The organism is Curtobacterium sp. VKM Ac-2884 (assembly GCF_015350945.1).
Lineage (GTDB): Bacteria > Actinomycetota > Actinomycetes > Actinomycetales > Microbacteriaceae > Curtobacterium.
In genome coordinates this window covers 281,497-295,922 of the sequence record NZ_JADKSA010000002.1, presented here as the reverse complement: position 1 = coordinate 295,922, position 14,426 = coordinate 281,497, and the positions used below count along the sequence as shown (strand labels likewise).

Below are 14,426 nucleotides of genomic sequence, written 5' to 3'. Positions count from 1 at the left end.
CATGCATACGCGGTATGGGCATACTCGGTATGTCCATGGTGGACGAGAGACGGGGAAGTGTCATGAGCGTACGGATGGGCGTACTCGCGCTGCTGGTGGGGGGACCCGGGTACGGGTACCAGCTCAGGGGGGAGTTCGAGCACCGCACCGGCGGGAGCTGGCCGCTGAACATCGGCCAGGTCTACACGACGCTCGACCGCCTGGAACGCGACGGCCTCGTGGCCCGCGGCGACACCGACGACGACGGCCACGTCGTCTACACGGTGACCGACGCGGGTCGCGGGGAAGTGGCGCGCTGGTTCAGCGAGCCGGTGCCCGCCAAGCGTGGTCGTGACGAGCTCGCGATCAAGTTCGCCCTGGCCGTGACGGTGCCCGGCGTCGACGTCGCGCGTCTGGTGCAGGTGCAGCGCGGTGCCGCGATCCGGAACCTGCAGGACCTGACCCGGCTCAAGCGCACGACCGATCCCGCGACGGACCTGGCGTGGTCGCTCGTGCTCGAGTCGATGGTGTTCCAGGCCGAGGCCGAGGTGCGGTGGCTCGACCACGTGGAGTCGACCGTGGCGCGGTACCGGCCGGAGGAGCACCCGGCGACTGACGCTGGCGCCTCGTCCCCGACCGCTGACGACACCGCGCGGAGTGCACGGTGAGCGCCGCACCGCTCCTGCAGCTCGACGCCGTCAGCGTGCACTACGGCTCCGGCGCGAAGGCCGTCACGGCGCTGGCCGGCATCGACCTGGCCGTCCAGCGCGGCGAGATGGTCGCCGTCATGGGGACCTCGGGTTCCGGCAAGTCGACGCTGCTCGCCTGCGCCGGCACCCTGCTACCGCCGACGAGCGGCGAAGTGCTGATCGACGGCGAGTTCGTGTCCGACCGACCGGCCAAGGAACTCGCGGCCCTCCGCCGTCGCCTCATCGGGTTCGTGTTCCAGGACTTCAACCTGATCCCCTCGCTCACCGCGGTCGAGAACGTGGCGCTGCCGCTCGAGCTCGACGGTTGGAAGGCCTCGCAGGCCCGCCGCGCCGCGGAGCTGGCACTCGACAACGTCGAACTCGCGCACCGCGGCGACGCCTACCCCGACGACCTGTCCGGTGGGCAGCAGCAGCGCGTCGCGATCGCCAGGGGCGTCGTCGGCGAACGTCGGCTCGTGCTGGCGGACGAACCGACCGGCGCCCTCGACTCGCAGACCGGCGAGGTCGTGCTCCGCATGCTCCGGCGGCACGTCGATGCCGGAGCCGGCGCACTGCTCGTCACCCACGACGCCCGACACGCAGCCTGGGCAGACCGGATCGTCTTCCTGCGCGACGGTCGCGTGGTCGACGAGACCGTGTACTCGGGCGTCGAGCTCACCTTGTCGGACCGGACCGCGTCGTGAGCCGGCGTCGGCGTCCCGGTACCGGCCGGACGCCGTTCGCCCTCCGACCGGCGCTCCGCCTGGGGCGTCGACTGGCCTTCGCGAAGGCCGGTCGGGCGGCGCTCATCATCGCGCTCATCGGCATCCCCACCGCCGGGTTCGCCGCGGTGGCGGTCGTCGTGCAGTCGACGCAGGCGACGGTCACCGAACGGCTCGACTACGACCTGGGGCAGGCGTCCGCGCAGATGCGGGTGTCCGGCCCGGACGTGCCCGGCATGCGGCAGGACCCGGTGGAATGGCAGTACACCGACACGAAGCGGAACAGCCCCGCTTCGAAGGCCGACGAGGACACACCGTTCACGAACGTCCTCGCCCACGTGCCCGACGGCGCGCTGGCGATCCCGGTCGGCAGCACGCCGGTTGTCCTGCAGGGACCGCGGGGTCCGGTGGGGCTCTCCGCCGACGAGGGCAGCGTGTGGGACCCGTCGCTCGAGGGCCACTGGCACGTGCTCGACGGTGCCGTGCCCACCACGCGCAGCGAACTGATGGTCACCCCGGCGACGCTCGAGCGACTCGGCGCGCACATCGGCGACACCGTCGACCTGACGGACCCGGTCACGAAGCGCTTCACGATCACCGGGACGATGCGCGACCTCGGTTCGGCGCCCAGCGAGCAGGGCGTCTTCCTGCCGTGGGGGACGACCCTGTCGACGACCGACACCACCGACGACGCGGGTCTCACCGACGTCACCGTCTACTTGCCGTCGGACGCGCCGACCTGGTCGGAGATCCGGCAGCTCAACGCGCACGGCATCGTCGTGCAGTCCCGCCCGGTCGTGCTCGACCCGCCGGACGCCCGCCTGCCCGGCGGCCAGGTGAACTCGTCGCTCGGCTGGTACCTCGGTGCGATGGCGCTGCTCGGGGTCTTCGCGATGTTCGAGGTCGCGCTGCTCGCCGGGGCCGCGTTCCTGGTCGGCACGAGGGCGGACACCCGTTCGTACGCGATCGTCACGAGCGTCGGCGGGGACAAGCGGTTCGTCCGGACGATCGTCGCCGGGTCCGGCCTCGTGCTCGGGTCCATCGGCGCCGTCCTCGGCGTCGCGGTGGGCACCGGGATCGGCGTCGCGGTGTTCCGCCTGATCGACAACGGCGACGTCGTGTCGTTCCCCGGCTTGCACGTGCCCCCGCTCCTGCTGCTCGTGGTCGCGGCCGCCGGCGTCCTGGCCGGGCTGGTCTCCGCACTCGTCGCTGCTCGGGCCGCCACGCGCATCAACGTGCTCGCGGCGCTGCGGGGTTCACTCCGACCCGCGCCCGTCGACCGTCCCGCTCGTCGTCGGCGACGCATCTGGGGGCCGGTGCTCATCATCGCCGGTGCCGTGATGACGCTGGCGTGCGGCGCCGGGGTGCTCATGCTCAACGACCGCCGGGTGCAGGACGACCACTGGGCCTGGGTGGCCGGTGCCGGGGTCGCGCTCGGGCCGTGCCTGATGCAGCTCGGCATCGCGATCTGCTCGCCGTGGCTCCTCGCCCTGGTGTCCCGGATGTCCGCACGCCTGGGCCTGTCGGCTCGGTTGGCCGCCCGCGATGCCCGGCGCAACCCGGTCCGGACGGTGCCGGTGCTCGCCAGTGTGATGAGCGTCGTGTTCGTCGCGTCGGTCGTGATCACGTGGAGTGCATCGAGCCACGCGCAGTACGTCCGCGGGTACGAGTACACGACGGCGGTCGGGGTCGCGACGTCCGAGGTGCAGCTGTCCAGCAAGGACGGTGCCGCCAGCGGGCACGACGCGGCGTTGACGGCGCACGCGGCGAAGGTCGTGGCGCGGGTCCTCGACCACGACCGGATCCGGGTGCTCGGCGTGGCCGAGGGCTGGGCGGGCGACACCCCGTCGTCCGTGACGATGCCGCACCGGTGGACGGACTTCGACTGCGACGGCTACGACTCCACGTCGTGCTCGTACTACCTCGACACCGCTGACGCGACCGTCCCGCACATCTGGACCGGCACCGTCGACGACTACGCCGTGCTCACCGGCCACCGCCCCTCGGCCGCGGTCCGGGACGCGCTCGAGGGCGGCGAAGCCGTGTCGCTCTGGCCGGAGTACGCCCACGACGGCGCGGTCCGCATCGACACGTTCCACGACCGCACGTGGGAGAGCCCGACGATCACGTCGACGACGAAGCCGGACGCCAGCGTGTCGATCCCGGCCGTGCTCGACGTGCAGTCGCCGCGGATCCAGGTCGGCGTCTTCATGACGAAGGCGACCGCTGCGCACTACGGGGTGCGCGCCGTCGACGGCATGCTCGTGACGACGCTGCCCGGGGACATCGCGCCCGAGCAGTGGGACGAGCTGAGCTCCGCCTGGCAGAGCTTCGGCGGCGCGGACCGAGCCCGGTGGGACGGCCCGCAGTTCGCGTACGAGGCCGGGCCCGTCGACAACGGCGCACTGATCCGGGCGATCGTGCTCGCGCTGGCCGCGGCGGTGACGATCGGTGCGACGGCGGTGGCCATCGGGCTCGCGCGGTCCGACGGGCGCCGCGACGACGAGGTGCTCGACGCGATCGGTGCCGCACCACGACTGCGACGGCGGGTGTCGACCTGGCAGGCAGCGATCCTGGCCTCGGTGGGCGCGGTGATCGGCACCCTGTTGGGGCTGCTGCCGATGCGGGCACTCACCCTGCGGTTCACGGAACCAGCTGTCGGGTCGAACCACATGCCGTTCGTGCCGGACTGGTCGATGCTGGCCCTGCTCGCGATCGGTCTGCCGCTGCTGGTGACGGCCGGGGCATGGCTCACCGCGCACGGCCGACGCCGGGTGGCGGTGCGCCGGGCGCACTGAGGTGTGGGGCGGCGCTGCACGCGGCGCCGTCCCGGTGCAGTCCCGGTCAGGTGCCGGGCTGCACCACCATGAGCACGGCCACGACGACCCACACCACGTTGAACAGGCCGACCAGGGCAGCGAGCTTCCGCGGCGAGCGCTCGGTCCCGTTGCCGCGCAGGACCTCGCGCTGCTCCGGCAGGACCCCGAGCGCGAGGATCCCCGCAGCCACCGCGGTCAGACCGATCGAGACGAGCAGCCACGCCTCGTCGAGCGCCCCGACCTCGAACGCCAGGGCCGTGCCGAAGGTCGGAACCGCGAGCGAGATGATCGAGTACACGTGACAGATCCGGTGCAGGACCCTGGCGACCGCTCGGGCCCCCTCGTCGTCCGGATCGGCGACGAGCGCACGGGCCGGCTTCGGGAACATGCTCCCGGCGACCGCGACGGGCCCGAGGGTGAGCAGCGCCGCCACGACGTGCACGGTGAGGAGGACGCTGGACATCGCTTCCAGCCTAGGGCGCGGTACTTCGTGAGCAGAAATGGTCGGGTCGCCGTTGGCGGACTCGACCGTTTCTGCTCACGAAGTGGTCGTCGTTCGCACCGATCGCTCACCGCCGGGCGATGGGCACCTCGGCCAGCACGACCTCGTCGTCCATCGGGATCGGACCCCGCACCCGCGGGACCCCGTCGACCCACTCGACCGTCACCCCCGCGGCCGCGAGCCCTGCGACGCTCAGGTCGATCCGGAGCAGGGGCAGCGCGAGGTCGCCGTACCGCTCGGCGACGACCCCGGACACCCGGTCGGGTGTGGTGACGCGGACGTACCCGCCTGGCTCGAGCGGCACCCCTCGGGTCGACACCTCGTACTCGCCGAACCCGCGGCTCATCTCCCAGTCGTCGGCGATCGCCACGTGACAGACCACATCGGTCATGGACCCTCCTCGGTAATGAAACGGGAGCGTATCATTACCGCTAGGATGGGTCCGTGAACAAGCGCGGACGTCCGACCACCGACGAGCGGGTCGCTCGGGACGAGCGGATCCTCGACGTCGCGACCGACCTGTTCCTGGAGCACGGGTTCGCGGGCGTCGCGCTCGACCGCGTCGCCGCCGAGGCCGGGGTCACGAAGCGCACGCTCTACACGGCGTTCGGCGACAAGCCCGCGATCCTCCGAGCGGTCGTCCGGCGGCAGCACCCGTACGCCGCCCAGCCCGCCGCGGACCTCCTGTCCACGGCCGCAGCGATCGGCAGCGCGTTGCTCTCGGACCGTGCGGTCGCCCTGCACCGACTCGTGATCGCGGAGTCGACGCGGTCGCCCGAGCTCGCCCGCGAGTTCCACGAGGCCGGCCCGCTCGCCGCCCAGCAGGCCCTGGTCCGCGCCGGAGCGACTCCGGACACCGCCGCCGAGCTCTTCACCCTGCTGCTCGGGGAACTCCACCGCCAGCGCCTGCTCGGCTTGGCTCCGGCCCCGACGGCGGCGGCGGTCGCCGCACGCGCCGCGCGTGCCGTCGCGCTGCTCTCGACCTGACCCCAGGGCGGACGGGAGGCCCGGTGCCAGCTGGCACCGGGCCTCCCGTCCGCCACATGGTGAGCAGAAATGGTCGGGTGGCCGCCGCGGACCCGACCATTCCTGCTCACGAAGCGGCGAGCGGCGCGGCGCGAACCGGGCTCAAGCGGGGTCGGGCAGCGCCTCCGCGTACGTGCGGAACTCGCCGCGCTCCGAGTGGATCGCCCACAGACGATCCGCGATGGACTCGCCGGAGTGCTCCGGCTGCCCGTCGTCGATGCCGAACGGGATGATGAGCTGACCGACGTGGACCTGCTCGTCGCGCACGGCGTCGTGCAGGAGCTGGGCGTAGGCGCTCTCGGCCGCGAAGGCGACCGAGGTGCCGGTGACCCGGGCGCCGGGACGCACCGCACTGGCGCCGTTCACGAACAGGATCGTGCCGTGGCCGATCGCGCGCATGCCGGGCAACACCTGGCGGACCGCGTTGACCGAACCGTAGACCGAGAACTCGATCGGGCCGACCAGGTCGTCCGCGGTGGTCTCGAGTACCGGACGCATGTACTCCTTGGCGGGGAGCGGGCTGTACTGCAGCACCTCGATGGGGCCGAGCTGCTCGGTCGCACGCTCGAGGGCGCTGCGGAGCGAATCGCCGTCACGGACGTTCGCGGCGAACCCGGCGGCCGTGATGCCCTGCTCGCGCAGCGACGCGGCGAGGCCGTCCAGGCGGTCCTGGTTGCGGGAGACGAGGGCGATCGAGAAGCCCTCGCGGCCGAAGCGTTCGGCGACGGCGAGACCGAGGCCCTTGCCGGCCCCGATGATTGCGATGGTGGTCATGCGGAGTACTCCTCGTCGGTGACGTGCTCGAGCCAGGTGGTGGTGGTCGCCGGGTCGTCGGCGAGGTCGAGCATCGCGAGGTGCTCCATGTAATCCGTCGGGGTCGCACCGTGCCAGTGCTCCTCCCCCGCAGGCGTGTAGACGGTCTGGCCCGGCTGGACCTCGATCACGCCGCCGTCACGGGTACCCATGCGCGCGACACCCTCGGTGACGTGCAGGGTCTGGCCGTTGGCGTGCGAGTGCCAGGCGGTGCGGGCGCCGGGCAGGAACCGGACCTTCGCGACGGTCATCGACTGGCCGGCTTCCCTCGGGCTGGCGATGGCGTCGAGGTACACGTCGCCGGTGAACTGCGCGGCCGGGTTCTTGACGGTCGGCTGCTTCGGTTGGATCTCCATGGCCCCGACGGTAGGCCGATGTGCGCACCGGAGGGAGGTGCCGGTCGTACCCCTCAGCCGTTTCCCGAACACGGCGTGTGTGATCGACGGACGATCCGGGAGGACCACCGTGGACAGCAGCGAACACCCGACCCAGCAGCCGAGCCCGACCCGCACCCGACGCGCCTGGTCCGCAGCGGGCATCGCCGCCGTGGCCGCCCTCGCCCTGAGCGGCTGCGCGGATGCCGCGCCGGACGACGACCGCGGCTCGTCGGCGAGCACCCGTGCCACCGCCCCCGCCGACCTGCCCACCGGACAGGTCGCGCTCGACGGCGACACCAGTGACGTGGTCACCGGGCTCGAGGCACCGTGGTCGGTCGTCCGCACCGGCGACGACGGCGACGCCCTGGTCAGCGAACGCGACTCCGCGAAGGTCCTCGAGCTGCGGGACGACGGCTCCACGCGCGAGGTGGGCACCGTCGACGGCGTCAGCCACGGCGGCGAGGGCGGGCTGCTCGGGCTGGCCCTGCACGACGACGACCTGTTCGTGTACTCGACGGCCGACGACGGCAACCGGATCCAGCGGTTCGAACTGACGGGCAGCGCCGGGTCGTGGGCGCTCGGCGACGCCACGACCATCATCGACGGGCTGCCGTCGAACACGTTCCACGACGGCGGCCGCATCGCTTTCGGCCCCGACGACATGCTCTACGCCAGCGTCGGGGACGCCGGCACGAGCAGTGACGCGCAGGACGAGGACTCGCTCGCGGGCAAGATCCTGCGGCTCACCCCGGACGGCGACGTACCGGACGACAACCCGTTCGACGGGTCCCCCGTCTGGAGCCTCGGGCACCGCAACGTGCAGGGCCTGGGGTGGTCCTCCGACGGCACGATGTTCGCGTCGGAGTTCGGCGAGAACACCCTCGACGAGCTGAACGTGATCGAGGCGGGCGAGAACTACGGCTGGCCCGAGGTCGAGGGCAAGGGCGGCGAGGACCAGGGCTTCGTCGACCCGGTGCAGCAGTGGTCGACGGACGAGGCGTCCCCGAGCGGCCTGACGGTCGTCGACGACACCGTGTTCGTGGCCAACCTGCGCGGCGAGGTGCTCCGGGCGATCCCGGCGGACGACCCGGGGACCTCGACCGAGTACTTCCCGGGCGACTTCGGCCGGATCCGGACCGTGCTCGAGGGGCCGGCGGACACCCTCTGGTTCGTCACGAACAACACCGACGGCCGTGGTGACCCCGCAGCGGGGGACGATCGCATCGTCTCGGTCCCGCTCACGCGGTCGTGACGACCCCACAGGGGTTCCGGCAGCCCCTCGCTCGCACGCTGTCCAGCCGGTTACCGTGACGGCATGAACCACCGCGACGAAGCCCGCGACTTCCTGTCCAGCCGTCGCGCCCGCATCACCCCCGAGCAAGCCGGGGTCGAGACGTTCGGCACCCGCCGTCGGGTCACCGGGCTCCGGCGCGAAGAGGTCGCACGGCTGGCAGGCGTCAGCATCGACTACTACACGCGGCTGGAGCGGGGGAACCTGCAGGGCGTCTCGGACAGCGTGCTTGAGGCCGTCGCCGGCGCACTGCAGCTCGACGCCGCCGAGCTCGAGCACCTGCGCGACCTGTCCCGGCACCAGAACGCGACACCGCGGCGCGCGGGCAAGGTGGTGCCGGTGGCCGCCGTCCGCCCGGAACTGCAGTACCTGCTCGACGTCATCACCGATGCGCCGGCGATGATCATCAACAACCGGCAGGACATCGTCGCCGCCAACGCGCTCGGCTACGCGATGCACTCGGACCTGGTCGCGGCACCGGCACGGCCGATGAACTTCTCGCGCTTCATCTTCCTCGACCCGCAGGCCCGGAACTTCTACCAGGACTGGCAGCGGGCGGCGCACACGAACGTCGCGATCCTGCGGCGCGAGGCCGGGCGTACACCGAACGACCGTGACCTCGCAGCCCTCATCGGCGAACTGTCGATGCGGAGCGACGACTTCCGCGCCCTCTGGGCCGCGCACGACGTCCGCCGCCACTACGCCGGCGTGAAGTCCTTCCGGCACGCCGTGGTCGGTCCGCTCGAACTGCACTTCCAGACGCTCGAACTCGCCGAGGACCCCGGGCTCGCGCTCACGATCTATCCGGCGACCCCGGGCAGCCCGACCGCTGACGCGCTCCGCCTGCTCGCATCGTGGGCGGCGACGGAGCAGATCGCGGAACGCGCTCGCGCATCCGCCTGACGGGTACCAGCAACCCCTTCTTCCCCGCGCGGCACCGTCCTACCGTGGACGCATGGACACCAGAAGCGAAGTGCGCGACTTCCTCCGCACCCGCCGCGAGCGCGTCACGCCGCAGCAGGTCGGGCTGCCCGACTTCGGTGGCGCCCGACGGGTCAAGGGTCTCCGCCGCGAGGAGCTCGCGCTCATCGCCGGCATGAGCGTCGACTACTACATCCGCCTCGAGCGCGGGAACCTCACCGGCGTCTCGGAGAGCGTGCTCGAGTCGCTGTCGCGCGCGTTGCGCCTCGACGACGCCGAGCACGCGCACCTGTTCGACCTGGCCCGCGTGCAGAACGCCTCGGCGACCACGCGGCGGAAGCCCCCGACGTCGAAGGTCCGACCGAACGTGCAGCGCATGCTCGACGGCATGACCATGCCCGCGTGGGTGCGCAACGGCCGCTCGGACTTCCTGGCCGGCAACGCCCTGGCACGTGCGCTGTACTCGCCGCTGTTCCTCGACCCCGCCGGCACCCCGAACACCGCCCGCTTCGCGTTCCTCGACCCGCGCGGTCAGGAGTTCTGGCGCGACTGGGACGTCGTCGCGAGCGACATGGTGGCCGTGCTCCGTGCCGAGGCCGCCCGGTCGCCGTACGACAAGGGACTGACCGACCTGATCGGCGAGCTCTCCACCCGCAGCGAGGAGTTCCGGCAGCGCTGGGCCGCGCACGGCGTCATGCGGCACCTGAACGGCTCGAAGCGGGTGCACCACCCCGAGGTCGGCGACCTCGACCTGACGTACGAGACGATGGAGCTCGCGACCGACACCGGTCTGACGCTCATCGCCTACGGCACCAAGCCGGGCTCACCGTCCGAGGAACGCCTGCAGCTGCTCGCGAACCTCGTCGCCACGACGGCCGCGGCCGTCCCGGAACCGGAACCGGAGGACGCATGAGCGAGACCGAGTCCGTCCCGACGACCGCAGCCGCTGCACCGCTCGGGTTCCTCGGCCGGTTGCGGTTCCGCTGGCGCGCGGAGCAGGAGATCCACGACCTGACCCGCGACCGTGCGCTCGAGGAGCGCGTGCGTGCCGAGGCCGCCGTGCGCCTCGCGCCCGGCCCGTGGCACCTCGGCGAGCTGTTCCGACGTCGCTGACGTCGTGCGCGTGCCCAGATGGCGGACGGGAGGCCCGTGGCCAGCTGGCCACGGGCCTCCCGTCCGTCAGTCGGTCGCGTTCACCGGCGACGTGCGGCGGGTACCAGGGTGTGCTGCCCGTAGCTGTTGTCGTCGGGGTTGATCGTGACGCCCGGTGCGACGAGCTCGTCGATGCGGTCCAGGACCTCGTCGCTGAGCACGCGGTCGGCGGCGGGGAGCTGCGACTCGAGTTGCTCCATGGTGCGCGGGCCGATGATCGCGCTCGTGACGCCGGGGTGCCGGATCACCCACGCCAGCGACATCTCGATGAGGGACATGTCCTGCGCCTCGGCCAGGAGTGCGAGTTCCTCGACGATGTCGAGCTTCCGCTGGTTCGCGGGCGTCGACATGTCGAACCGGGCCGCGGGGCGGTGCTTCGCCGTCGGGGTGCCGGGAGCGTCCTTGCGCCAGCGGCCACTGAGCCAGCCGCCGCCGAGCGGGCTGTAGACGAGGGTGCCCATGCCGTAGCGCTGCGTGGTCGGCAGGACGTCCTCCTCGATGCCGCGCACCAGGATCGAGTACGGCGGCTGCTCGGTGCGGAAGCGCTCGAGCCCACGACGCTCCGAGGTCCACTGGGCCTCGACGATCTCGGCGCCCGAGTACGACGACGATCCGATGTTCCGGACCTTGCCCTGGCGGACCAGGTCGGTCAGTGCGCCCAGGGTCTCCTCGACGTCCGTCGTCGGGGACGGACGGTGCACCTGGTACAGGTCGATGTGGTCCGTGCCGAGGCGGCGCAGGGAGTTCTCGACTTCCTGCACGATCCAGCGGCGTGAGCCTCCGGAGCGGTTCGGGCCCTCGCCCATCGGCATGAAGAACTTCGTGGCGAGCACGACGTCGTCACGGCGGTCCTTGATGGCCTTGCCGACGATCTCCTCGGAGACGCCATCCGAGTAGGCGTCGGCGGTGTCGACGAAGTTGATGCCCGCGTCGAGGGCGCGGTGGATGATCCGGATCGAGTCGTCGACGTCGGCGTTCGCCCACGGACCGAACATCATGGTGCCCAGAGCGAGTGGGCTCACCTCGACGCCGGTGCGTCCGAGCTGGCGGTACTCCATGGTTTCCTCTCCGTGCCCGCGGGTCTCGCCGGGCACGGCTGCCACGCTAGGCCGGTCGCCCACGGCGAAAGGGGGGAGGCCCTTACCTCCCTCGGTCGGCGGGGCGGTCGTAGCGTCGAGGGCATGACGTTCGCCGAGACCGACCCCGAGTTCGCCCAGTACCACGCCGACTTCGTGGACGAGACGCTGCAGCACGCGTCGCTCAGCAGCCACCACCGCGCGGTTGTGCAACTCGGCGCGATGATCGCCGCCGGCGCGCAGACCGCCTTCCGACAGCTGCTCGGCACCGCGCTCGACGAGTCACTGACCCCGGTCGAGGCGAAGGAGATCGGCTACCAGGCCGTCGCCTACGTCGGGTCCGCGCGCGCCTCGGACTTCCTCACGATCACCAACGACGTGTTGATCGCGCGCGGTGTCGAGCTGCCGCTCCCGGGCCAGTCGACGACCACCCCCGGCGACCGACTCGAACGGGGCCGTGCGGTCCAGAGCGCCGTCGTCGGCGCCGGACGTGTCGACGCGATGTACGAGAACGCCGCCGACGACACCGTGCACTTCCAGCGGTTCCTGTCCGGCAACTGCTTCGGCGACACCGTCGGACGGGACGGGCTCGACCTGCCGACGCGTGAGCTGCTGACGTTCGCGGTCCTCGTCGCACTCGGCGGTGCGGACGCGCAGGTCACGGGACACGTCGCGGGCAACCTGCACGTCGGGAACACCCGGCAGCAGCTGCTCGACGTGCTCACCGTCCTGGTGCCCGTGATCGGTTACCCGCGGACGCTCAACGGGCTCGCCGCCGTGAACGAGGGCGCGCCTGCCGACTGAGGTCGCGGCCGGTCTGTCAGACGACGAGGGGGCCGGCGACCTCGAGCTGATCGTGGTCGACCTGCCAGCGGACGGCGTCGAGCACCGTCTGTTCGGCGGTGAACCCGGGCGCGTAACCGAGCAGACGGCGGGCCTTCTCGACGCTGAACACCTGGCTGCGTGACAGGTGCTCCCAGCTCGCGCCAGCGTGCTCTGGAGCCGTGGTCTCGCGGAACCGGTCCCAGCTGACGGACTCGAGCCGGGCCTCCTGGCCGAACCACGACGCTGCCAGGTGGGCGTACCCACGCGCGGTGAGCGCCGTCGGGGCCGTGACGAAGAAGTCCTCGCCGACCGCCGCCCCGCGGTGTTCGACGGCGAGCTGGAAGGCCTGCGCGACGTCGTCCGCGTGCACGTGGGCCATGGTCTCGGCACCGAGGCCGGGGACCTCGATCGCGTCGCCGGCGGACAGCCTCGTCAGCACCGACGGGTCGAGGTTACCGAGCGGACCGATCGGCACCCAGCCCGGACCGCTGATGTGACCCGGGTGCAGCGTCGTCGTCGCCAAACCCCCTGACGCGGTTTCTTTCTTGAGCATCCGGGCGATCGCGTCCTTCTGCACGCCGTAGTCGCCGAAGGGCGGCGTGAAGTCGTCCTCGGTGATCGGCAGCACACGGGATGCACCCGCGCGCCAGATCGATCCGCAGTGCACGAGGTGCGTTTCCGTGTCGCGGAGCGCTTCGACGAGAGCGGCGGCGGACGACTCGGTGAAGCAGACGAGGTCGACGACGGCGGCGGCGCCGAGCGCGGCGATCCGCGCTCCGAACGTGCCGTCGCGGTCCTCCTGCTCGCGGTCCGCGGTGACGCGTTCGACCTGCTGCCACTCGGGGGAGTCGGCGTAGGGGGTGCTGGTGCCGCGACTGATGGCGACGACCTCGTGACCGGCGCGGACGAGGCGGGGGACGAGGAACGTGCCGATGTGACCGGTGGCTCCGATGACGACGATGCGCATCAGTCGGCGGTGATGACCTTCACGGAGCCGGCGATGGTCGCGGCGTCCTCGGCGAGCGCCACGACCGGGTCGGGCAGGCGGGTGGTGGCACCGACGAGCTTGCGGGCACCCCACCCGACGAACGACCCGACGATCGCACCGACGCCGCCGAGGATCGCGCCCTCGATGCGCAGGTCGCGCTTGCCGGTCGTGCCGAGTGCTGCGCCGACGAGCGCACCGGACCCGATGCGGCCGATCAGGCCGGCGGGGGAGATGCGGTTCGGGGTCATCGGCAGCTTGTCGCCGATGAGTTCACCGACGGCCGAGGCGACGAGGAGTCCGCGGCCGAGCGGGGTGCTGAAGACCTTCCAGTCTTGCCACGACCCCTTCAACGAGGACCGGTCGTGGTTCAGCGCCAGTACCGCGAGTGGGGTGGCACTGCGGCCGCCGCTCAGGATACCGAGCACCAGGGTGCGGACCAGGGTGTGCTGCTCGTGCTGCGTGCTCATCGTGTCTCCAGACGTGGTCAGGTCCGACCGTACGCACGCAGGCCGCGAGCGCTCCGAGGGTCCTCACGGACTGGGTACTGAGCTGGCCCGAGTAGCGTCCGCCGCATGAGCAACGTCATCGTCTTCGGCGGCCACGGCAAGGTCGCACTCCTCACCACCCGCATCCTCAGCGACCGCGGCCACACCGTCACCTCGGTCATCCGCGACGCGGACCAGTCCGACGAGATCCGTGCCCACGGCGGCGAACCCCGGGTCGCGGACATCCAGCAGCAGTCCCTGACCGACTTCGCGGAGCTCGTCCACGGGCACGACGCCGTCGTGTGGTCCGCCGGTGCCGGCGGCGGGTCCGCCGACCGCACGTGGGCGATCGACCGCGACGCCGCGATCCTGTCGGTGCAGGGCGCGAAGCAGGCCGGCGTCGACCGCTACGTCATGGTGTCGTGGTCCGGGTCGCAGCTCGACCACGGGGTACCGCAGGACAACGACTTCTTCGCCTACGCGCAGTCGAAGGCGGTCGCCGACGCCGTGGTGCGCGACTCCGGTCTGCAGTGGACCATCGTGGCGCCGAGCACCCTGACGGACGACGAGGCCACCGGCTCGGTCGACTGGGCGGGCTCGTCGAGCGACGTGCCGCGCGGCGACGTCGCACACGTGATCGCCGACGTGCTCGAGACCCCCGGCACGGCGGGCAACACCATCCGGTTCAACTCGGGATCGACCCCGATCGCGGACTTCCTTCGGGCCGACGCCGTCTGACGACGGGGCGCGGTCTGACGACG

At 71.8% G+C, this 14,426-nt stretch carries 17 protein-coding genes; 10 read left to right on the top strand and 7 right to left on the bottom strand.

The window, feature by feature from the left end; all coding sequences use genetic code 11:
* Positions 1 to 62 precede the first annotated feature (62 nt).
* Genes ITJ60_RS05830 through ITJ60_RS05820 form a run of 3 tightly spaced genes read left to right on the top strand, consistent with a single transcriptional unit; the run spans position 63 to position 4,188 of the window.
* Entirely contained in the window at positions 63 to 647 is a 585-nt protein-coding gene (locus ITJ60_RS05830; RefSeq protein WP_228509872.1) for a PadR family transcriptional regulator, read from the top strand.
* Positions 644 to 1,372, top strand: coding sequence for an ABC transporter ATP-binding protein (locus tag ITJ60_RS05825; protein WP_123339369.1), 729 nt, complete (start codon positions 644 to 646; stop codon positions 1,370 to 1,372). Before ITJ60_RS05830 ends, ITJ60_RS05825 begins: the two co-directional genes overlap by 4 nt.
* Positions 1,369 to 4,188 (top strand): ABC transporter permease, encoded by a 2,820-nt coding sequence (locus tag ITJ60_RS05820; protein WP_194647274.1) that lies wholly within the window; start codon positions 1,369 to 1,371, stop codon positions 4,186 to 4,188. The genes ITJ60_RS05825 and ITJ60_RS05820 overlap by 4 nt, the downstream gene beginning before the upstream one ends.
* Positions 4,189 to 4,234: 46 nt before the next feature.
* On the opposite strand, the gene ITJ60_RS05815 is transcribed toward ITJ60_RS05820, so the two are convergent.
* Together ITJ60_RS05815 and ITJ60_RS05810 are read right to left on the bottom strand one after the other, a co-directional pair.
* A complete protein-coding gene (locus ITJ60_RS05815) occupies positions 4,235 to 4,672 on the bottom strand; it encodes a hypothetical protein (protein ID WP_194647273.1) in 438 nt (145 codons plus the stop codon).
* Between the two features lie 106 nt (positions 4,673 to 4,778).
* On the bottom strand, positions 4,779 to 5,102 hold the full coding sequence (locus tag ITJ60_RS05810; RefSeq protein WP_194647272.1) for a DUF952 domain-containing protein: 324 nt from the start codon (positions 5,100 to 5,102) through the stop codon (positions 4,779 to 4,781).
* 53 nt (positions 5,103 to 5,155) lie between these two features.
* Here ITJ60_RS05810 and ITJ60_RS19260 point away from each other — a divergent pair, with 53 nt between their 5' ends.
* A complete protein-coding gene (locus tag ITJ60_RS19260) occupies positions 5,156 to 5,698 on the top strand; it encodes a TetR/AcrR family transcriptional regulator (RefSeq protein ID WP_194647271.1) in 543 nt (180 codons plus the stop codon).
* A gap of 141 nt (positions 5,699 to 5,839) precedes the next feature.
* On the opposite strand, the gene ITJ60_RS05800 is transcribed toward ITJ60_RS19260, so the two are convergent.
* Together ITJ60_RS05800 and ITJ60_RS05795 are read right to left on the bottom strand one after the other, a co-directional pair.
* Positions 5,840 to 6,511 (bottom strand): SDR family NAD(P)-dependent oxidoreductase, encoded by a 672-nt coding sequence (locus ITJ60_RS05800; protein WP_194647270.1) that lies wholly within the window; start codon positions 6,509 to 6,511, stop codon positions 5,840 to 5,842.
* On the bottom strand, positions 6,508 to 6,906 hold the full coding sequence (locus ITJ60_RS05795; protein WP_123339363.1) for a cupin domain-containing protein: 399 nt from the start codon (positions 6,904 to 6,906) through the stop codon (positions 6,508 to 6,510). Before ITJ60_RS05795 ends, ITJ60_RS05800 begins: the two co-directional genes overlap by 4 nt.
* Before the next feature lie 109 nt (positions 6,907 to 7,015).
* Here ITJ60_RS05795 and ITJ60_RS05790 point away from each other — a divergent pair, with 109 nt between their 5' ends.
* The 4 genes from ITJ60_RS05790 (at position 7,016) to ITJ60_RS05775 (ending at position 10,252) form a co-directional block, all read left to right on the top strand.
* Positions 7,016 to 8,179 carry a PQQ-dependent sugar dehydrogenase gene (locus ITJ60_RS05790; RefSeq protein ID WP_323749112.1) on the top strand — a complete coding sequence of 388 codons (1,164 nt, stop codon included), beginning with the start codon at positions 7,016 to 7,018 and terminating at the stop codon, positions 8,177 to 8,179.
* A 63-nt stretch (positions 8,180 to 8,242) separates the two neighbouring features.
* A complete protein-coding gene (locus ITJ60_RS05785; protein ID WP_123339361.1) occupies positions 8,243 to 9,121 on the top strand; it encodes a helix-turn-helix transcriptional regulator in 879 nt (292 codons plus the stop codon).
* A 52-nt stretch (positions 9,122 to 9,173) separates the two neighbouring features.
* Positions 9,174 to 10,052 (top strand): helix-turn-helix domain-containing protein, encoded by an 879-nt coding sequence (locus ITJ60_RS05780; RefSeq protein WP_194647268.1) that lies wholly within the window; start codon positions 9,174 to 9,176, stop codon positions 10,050 to 10,052.
* Entirely contained in the window at positions 10,049 to 10,252 is a 204-nt protein-coding gene (locus ITJ60_RS05775; protein WP_123671333.1) for a hypothetical protein, read from the top strand. Before ITJ60_RS05780 ends, ITJ60_RS05775 begins: the two co-directional genes overlap by 4 nt.
* A gap of 80 nt (positions 10,253 to 10,332) precedes the next feature.
* Here ITJ60_RS05775 and ITJ60_RS05770 read toward each other — a convergent pair whose 3' ends face one another.
* The gene (locus tag ITJ60_RS05770) at positions 10,333 to 11,349 is read right to left on the bottom strand and encodes an aldo/keto reductase (RefSeq protein ID WP_194647601.1); all 1,017 of its coding nucleotides are present in this window, start codon (positions 11,347 to 11,349) and stop codon (positions 10,333 to 10,335) included.
* A 123-nt stretch (positions 11,350 to 11,472) separates the two neighbouring features.
* On the opposite strand from ITJ60_RS05770, the gene ITJ60_RS05765 reads away from it, so the two are divergent.
* Positions 11,473 to 12,171 carry a carboxymuconolactone decarboxylase family protein gene (locus tag ITJ60_RS05765; RefSeq protein ID WP_194647267.1) on the top strand — a complete coding sequence of 233 codons (699 nt, stop codon included), beginning with the start codon at positions 11,473 to 11,475 and terminating at the stop codon, positions 12,169 to 12,171.
* Positions 12,172 to 12,187: 16 nt separating this feature from the next.
* Here ITJ60_RS05765 and ITJ60_RS05760 read toward each other — a convergent pair whose 3' ends face one another.
* Both ITJ60_RS05760 and ITJ60_RS05755 read right to left on the bottom strand, forming a co-directional pair.
* Complete coding sequence (locus tag ITJ60_RS05760; RefSeq protein WP_194647266.1) at positions 12,188 to 13,159, bottom strand: NAD-dependent epimerase/dehydratase family protein; 972 nt, start codon at positions 13,157 to 13,159, stop codon at positions 12,188 to 12,190.
* Positions 13,159 to 13,647, bottom strand: coding sequence for a DUF4126 family protein (locus ITJ60_RS05755; RefSeq protein WP_123671330.1), 489 nt, complete (start codon positions 13,645 to 13,647; stop codon positions 13,159 to 13,161). The genes ITJ60_RS05760 and ITJ60_RS05755 overlap by 1 nt, the downstream gene beginning before the upstream one ends.
* Positions 13,648 to 13,752: 105 nt before the next feature.
* Here ITJ60_RS05755 and ITJ60_RS05750 point away from each other — a divergent pair, with 105 nt between their 5' ends.
* On the top strand, positions 13,753 to 14,403 hold the full coding sequence (locus tag ITJ60_RS05750; RefSeq protein WP_123339355.1) for an SDR family oxidoreductase: 651 nt from the start codon (positions 13,753 to 13,755) through the stop codon (positions 14,401 to 14,403).
* The last annotated feature ends 23 nt before the right edge of the window (positions 14,404 to 14,426 follow it).

Bases quoted from the DNA above. Each gene is read 5' to 3' on its own strand.
- ITJ60_RS05830 (WP_228509872.1), top strand. From the start codon at position 63: ATGAGCGTACGGATGGGCGTACTCGCGCTGCTGGTGGGGGGACCCGGG.
- ITJ60_RS05815 (WP_194647273.1), bottom strand. From the start codon at position 4,672: ATGTCCAGCGTCCTCCTCACCGTGCACGTCGTGGCGGCGCTGCTCACC.
- ITJ60_RS05810 (WP_194647272.1), bottom strand. From the start codon at position 5,102: ATGACCGATGTGGTCTGTCACGTGGCGATCGCCGACGACTGGGAGATG.
- ITJ60_RS05800 (WP_194647270.1), bottom strand. From the start codon at position 6,511: ATGACCACCATCGCAATCATCGGGGCCGGCAAGGGCCTCGGTCTCGCC.
- ITJ60_RS05795 (WP_123339363.1), bottom strand. From the start codon at position 6,906: ATGGAGATCCAACCGAAGCAGCCGACCGTCAAGAACCCGGCCGCGCAG.
- ITJ60_RS05785 (WP_123339361.1), top strand. From the start codon at position 8,243: ATGAACCACCGCGACGAAGCCCGCGACTTCCTGTCCAGCCGTCGCGCC.
- ITJ60_RS05780 (WP_194647268.1), top strand. From the start codon at position 9,174: ATGGACACCAGAAGCGAAGTGCGCGACTTCCTCCGCACCCGCCGCGAG.
- ITJ60_RS05775 (WP_123671333.1), top strand. From the start codon at position 10,049: ATGAGCGAGACCGAGTCCGTCCCGACGACCGCAGCCGCTGCACCGCTC.
- ITJ60_RS05770 (WP_194647601.1), bottom strand. From the start codon at position 11,349: ATGGAGTACCGCCAGCTCGGACGCACCGGCGTCGAGGTGAGCCCACTC.
- ITJ60_RS05765 (WP_194647267.1), top strand. From the start codon at position 11,473: ATGACGTTCGCCGAGACCGACCCCGAGTTCGCCCAGTACCACGCCGAC.
- ITJ60_RS05760 (WP_194647266.1), bottom strand. From the start codon at position 13,159: ATGCGCATCGTCGTCATCGGAGCCACCGGTCACATCGGCACGTTCCTC.
- ITJ60_RS05755 (WP_123671330.1), bottom strand. From the start codon at position 13,647: ATGAGCACGCAGCACGAGCAGCACACCCTGGTCCGCACCCTGGTGCTC.
- ITJ60_RS05750 (WP_123339355.1), top strand. From the start codon at position 13,753: ATGAGCAACGTCATCGTCTTCGGCGGCCACGGCAAGGTCGCACTCCTC.